Origin of the sequence: uncultured Corynebacterium sp. (genome assembly GCF_937999985.1) — a bacterium.
Classification (GTDB): Bacteria; Actinomycetota; Actinomycetes; order Mycobacteriales; family Mycobacteriaceae; genus Corynebacterium.
Genome location: NZ_CALLDG010000030.1, coordinates 1 through 4868 on the forward strand (window position 1 = coordinate 1; position 4868 = coordinate 4868).

4 protein-coding genes are annotated in these 4868 nt (G+C 57.0%); 3 read left to right on the forward strand and 1 reads right to left on the reverse strand.

Annotated elements, in window-relative coordinates; genetic code table 11:
• The 3 genes from Q0331_RS01340 to Q0331_RS01350 form a co-directional block, all read left to right on the forward strand.
• Positions 1-1593: phage tail protein (locus Q0331_RS01340; protein WP_298074199.1), on the forward strand; the 1593-nt coding region annotated here is incomplete at its 5' end.
• Positions 1593-1979: a DUF2744 domain-containing protein gene (locus Q0331_RS01345; RefSeq protein ID WP_298074201.1), complete on the forward strand. Its 387-nt coding sequence runs from the start codon at positions 1593-1595 to the stop codon at positions 1977-1979. The genes Q0331_RS01340 and Q0331_RS01345, both read left to right, overlap by 1 nt.
• Positions 1972-3357: a hypothetical protein gene (locus Q0331_RS01350; protein ID WP_298074203.1), complete on the forward strand. Its 1386-nt coding sequence runs from the start codon at positions 1972-1974 to the stop codon at positions 3355-3357. Before Q0331_RS01345 ends, Q0331_RS01350 begins: the two co-directional genes overlap by 8 nt.
• Here Q0331_RS01350 and Q0331_RS01355 read toward each other — a convergent pair.
• A partial coding sequence (locus Q0331_RS01355; RefSeq protein ID WP_298074205.1) for a recombinase family protein occupies positions 3354-4868 on the reverse strand: 1515 nt, incomplete at its 5' end. The two genes, Q0331_RS01350 and Q0331_RS01355, sit on opposite strands and share 4 nt — an antisense overlap.

Here is a 4868-nt window from a genome sequence, read left to right on the forward strand (position 1 = left end):
CTTGCGGAGATTAACAATCGCGAGGCGGCTAGGGTCAGGTCGTTGCAGGATGAGACTGTTATCCGCTTGTGGGATGGTAACTGGCGGTTGCAGGGGTATGTGACTGGTGAGTTTTCTCACTCGTTCAAGTTCCTGCTGAATGATGCGGGCGAGGCTAGTGTTGCTTTGCCTTTGGATAACCCTGCTGCGCAGCTGTTGATGTCGCCGGATGGTTGGCCGACGAAGAGTATGTACGTCACGTTCGACCGTGACGGTGTTCGCTGGTCTGGTCGTGTGATTAACGTGAAGACGGTTACTGAGGCTGCGGGTGATCAGCAGGTGGAGGTTTCTGCTCTGCATGATTATGCAAAGCTGAAGGAGCTGCTGGTTTGGTCTAACCCGTTTTTGCCGGCGGAGGTTCAGTTTCCGAAGGCGTGGATGCTGTTCGGACCGTCCCGGTGGGCTGTCACCGCGACTCTGTTTGTGAACCTGCTGCGGAAGAATAATAGTCTGTGGATGCTGCCGGATGATCCGCTGAACGCTGGTCAGTGGTTTGATCTGGACATGAGCGACTGGAGCATGGCTGTTAAGCCGGTGAAGTTTGGTAAGGACAGTAGCCTGGCTTCGGTTGTGTCCTCCAGGTTCAAGTACTTCCACGATTGTGTGAAGGACGTGTGCGCTGATGCTGAGCTGGCTATCACCTGCCGCCGGTACTTGGACGGGGATCCTCAACCTATCGAGGGTAAGAAGCTTCGCCACGGGTGTTTGGTGTTCGATGTCGAGGACAAGTCCGGCTGGGGTAAGCAGACCTCGTTCGGCGGTAGTCTGATCACTGGCTTGTCCCGCGCTGTCCGCCGCATGGGTAGCGATGGTTTGACGGAGGGTGTGGATTACGTCCCTCGGGTTGAGCAGCCGGACGAGTATTTCCGTCCGGGGCTGAGGGGCTCGCTGCCTGAGGCTCCGTGGGTTGTGCTGGAGCACGGCGATCGCACGGGCGTTGACGCTTCGGAGTACGAGTACACCCCTCCGGGGCCTTCGCAGTTTGTGACCGGCGGTTCTAGTATGCCCGGCGTTAATGAGGCGTTGAAGGCGACGATCATCGGGCTTGGTGGTGTGGTTGGTTCGTTGTTTAACCAGTCGCAGCTGGGTTCGGTGGCTGAGGCGATTCTGGAGCCGTTGTACTCGGATGTGTTTGCCGCGTTCATGGCGCACAAGTACCACGACCGGATCCGTGAGCAGGGTTGGGATTTCCCGTTCGAGCACTGGGTTGATGGTGCTGATAAGGCTTATACGCTGTCGGCCTTGACCGCCTTGCGGAAGGCGAAGCACGAGACTCGGGAGAAGCACGCTGTGACTGTGAAGATGCAGTCCGGTGCTCCGTATTTCGTGGGTTCGGATTTCTTTATCGGTGATCGGGTTGCGGTCCATGCTCTGGGTATGCGTAAGGACATGCTGTTTGTTGAGCAGGTGGAGGAGCTGGAGTTCAGCTCTGACCCTGATGAGCATGGTTGGTCGGTTGATGTTGGTAAGACGAGTTTTAATTCTGGTTTGAGTTATCTGGCGGAGAGGTTCGAGAGGGCTACCGCTGGCCTGAAGGAATTGGGGGTTTGGTAGTGGCTTTTCCTGAGCAGTCTGGTACTGATTTTGGTGATCCTGAGCAGCGGTTTGTTTGGGCTTTGAGGGGGCTGGAGTTTAACGGTTTCCCCTTGGTGGTGCCTGAGCAGGTTGCTCGTGCTTGGTCTCGCCACTTGTCCGAGTGCGGGTTTGTTCATGTGTCTGAGCTTGAGGGTTTGGTGGATGAGGATGATTTGCCGAACCGTCAGACGGTGCATTTCCAGCCTCCGGTGCGCGGCCAGGATCATGCGATGAACGCGAGTGGCCAGTGGATCCCTGTCGAGGATGAGGTTGAGCCTCCGGTTACAGCTGCTGTGGGTCTTATGACTCCGGCGGAGAAGGCTGAGGTTATCGCCGGGTTGCGTGAGGAGGGCCTGATTGACTAGTCCGATCGGTGGAGCTCCCAAGCCCACGAACGACAGGTACAACGATGTTTACGGGGTAGGTTCCCGGTTCGGTCAGGATCTTACTGAGGCCAGGGTCCGTGAGCTTCTGTCCGGCAAGAACAAGTCCTCGGGTATCGGCAGGCTGATCCAGGGTTTCAACAGCTTTGTTGGCGAGATGGTTGGCGGCATCGCTAAGGCGATTTCTGGTAAGGGGGGTGCTACGTTCGAGCCGATCGCTGGCGCTGTCAAGGAGCGGATTGATCCGATCAACACCGCTATCTCGGAGTCTGGTGAGCGTCACGCGAAGCTCGCTGACAAGGTTGATGGTCTGGTGGTGGAGCAGGAGGGTATTCTGAAGGATGCTGAGGCTGCTGCTGCTCGTGTGGATAGCCTGTCGAAGAAGGCTGATGATGCCCTGGGGGATACTAGGAAGCTTCTTGATTTCAAGTCGGAGTTCGACGCTGACATTCAGCCGAAGATCAACAAGTCCCTCCAGGACTCTGATAATGCTCTGAAGGCGGTTCAGGACGAGATTATCCAGCGCCAGAACCTGGGCGAGAAGTTTGATGATGCTCAGGTGATCATTAACAAGGCGACCCAGGAGCAGTTGTGGGGTCACCAGGATATGATTGAGCTGCTGGATATTCGCTCCCCGAAGGTGTTCTACTCCCTGCCCGGGTATTCGAAGACCCACCCTGATGGTGGTTATACTAAGTGGAAGAACCCATACAAGGGAGGTGAGTCTGCTAACCTTATTAATAAGCAGTTCACCTCCACCTACGAGCACGTTTACGCGGACGGGGTTATCGTATACATCGCGTGCAAGGGTTCGTGGACTGGCCAGGTGGTATTCCACGCTAACTTCGATAAGGGCCAGTTGGATGAGTATGTGTTTGACGTGACGAAGGATAAGCGTGTTTTCAAGTTCAAGGGCGGCGCGCTGCACTTGAACGCGCGTTTCTATTCGATCACTGTGTACGTGAATTCGCTGAACCGTACGGCTACTTGGGAAGTGCGGGACGGAGTTTCCTCCAGTATGGAGGTGACTAAGTATACGGACTTGTCTCTTCCTCGCCGCAGGTTTGTCTATAGGGCTGACTCTGAGAATCTTTCCCGGTTCAACCGTCCCGAATACATCAGACTGAAGAACGTTGCCGTGTGTGACCAGGATCTGTATGCCCGGGGTATTGATGGTGAGCGTATCCTGATTAAGGCGGGGGAGGACGTGATCCCCCGGCTAATCACCCCTGAGGATCAGACGCATCTCCCACACGGAACTAGGTTGACGTTCACGGAGGTGGCGGATAGGACCGCTAACTGGAAGGTCCGTGAGGATAAGCCGGATTCCGGGTCCACGGTGACGGACCTGGATAACTAGGCTAGTCGTTGTTTCAGGTCGTCGGGTACGATGAACTCGTATTCGACGGTGCCGTACCCGTGCCTGGTTCCGCCAGTGATGGGGTTGATGCGGGCTCGTATCCCTGTTTTCAGCATGAGCTGGCGTTTACCCTCCTCGTCGAGGCTGTCCCACAGGTCCTGGTACGTCTGCCCGGTCTGCTCCCACTCCACGGTGTCCGTGGTGGGGGCTTGTTCGAGGGCTTTGATCCTCTCGCCCACGAGGGTGAGTTGTTCCAGCAGCTGTTTGCGGGCTTCTGCCGTGGGGGCTGTGCCTACGAAGTCGGCTATGTCCGAGTAGGCTTGTTTGGCCTCTTCCAGCTCGGCTGTTGTGTCTTCGGCGTGGGTGACTTTCTTTTCCATGACCATGCTGTCGCCCAGCTCGTCTCGGAACGACGAGTACACGAGTTCTTTCGCTTGCTGGCCGTTGACTGTTTTCTGCTTGCACCCTTTTTTGCAGTGGTAGCCGGTGTGGATGGTGCCTGCGGCTGTTCTTGTGCGCCGGATGTACATCGGGCCCCCGCACTGCCAGCATTCGAGAATGCCGAGCAGGGGGCTGGTGCGGTCTTTGGACTGCTTCTTGAACGAGCGTGAGGAGAGCGCTTCCTGCAAGCGTTTCCACGTATCAAGAGTGATGGTTGGTGGCCCTGCGGGCACTGGTTTGCCCGCCGCGTCTAGCACTGGTTTAGCTTCGTGCGTGATCCAGCCTAGCGTGTGCTTCGAGCGTAGCGTTTGGCGTATCCCGTCGCCTGTCCAGCCCTGGGTTTTCACCCCGTACCGGCGTTCCCGGGCGGTGGGTATCCCCCGCTCGTTGAGCGAGTCGGCTATGGATCCTGCGGATTCTCCCGCGAGGATGCGGTCGATCATCTCGCGGAGGATTGGTTGTTCTTCGGGGTCGTGCTCCAGCCGCCATCCTTGGTTGGTTTTCACTGGCCGGTAACCGTAGCCGGGCCGGCCTCCGGCCCAGCGTCCTTCTTGGCGGAGGGTTTTCCTAGCGGCTGTGTTTCTCTCTGTCATGGCTGCTAGTTCGCCTTCGGCTACTCCCGCGATGACGCTGGCTACTAGCCGGCCTACCCAGTTGGACAGGTCGATGCTGTCTTCGATGCAGACGAGGGTTTTGTTGTTCTCCTGTAGCCACGCGAACACGGCGTGGAGGCCGATGCTGTTGCGGGCGATCCGGTCGAGCTTCCAGGCGCACAGGATGTCCCACTCGTTGCTCTTCGGTGGTTTGAACCAGGGCGCTAGTTGCGGGGCGTCGAAAGGGGAGAGGGATCCTGATACGTCAACATCCTCTGCCCACCCTACAATGGTGTGGTCGTGCTTGTCCGCCCAGTGCTGGATTAGTTCCCTTTGTCGCTCTACGCTGGTACTTTCTTCTGTGTAGCGGGAGAGCCTGATTCTTCCTAAAACTCGCATGGTTATACTTATACCATAACCGATGACGGAGTGTACCATCACGGCCTTCATCATCCTGCTGTCCAACCCGGCATATGG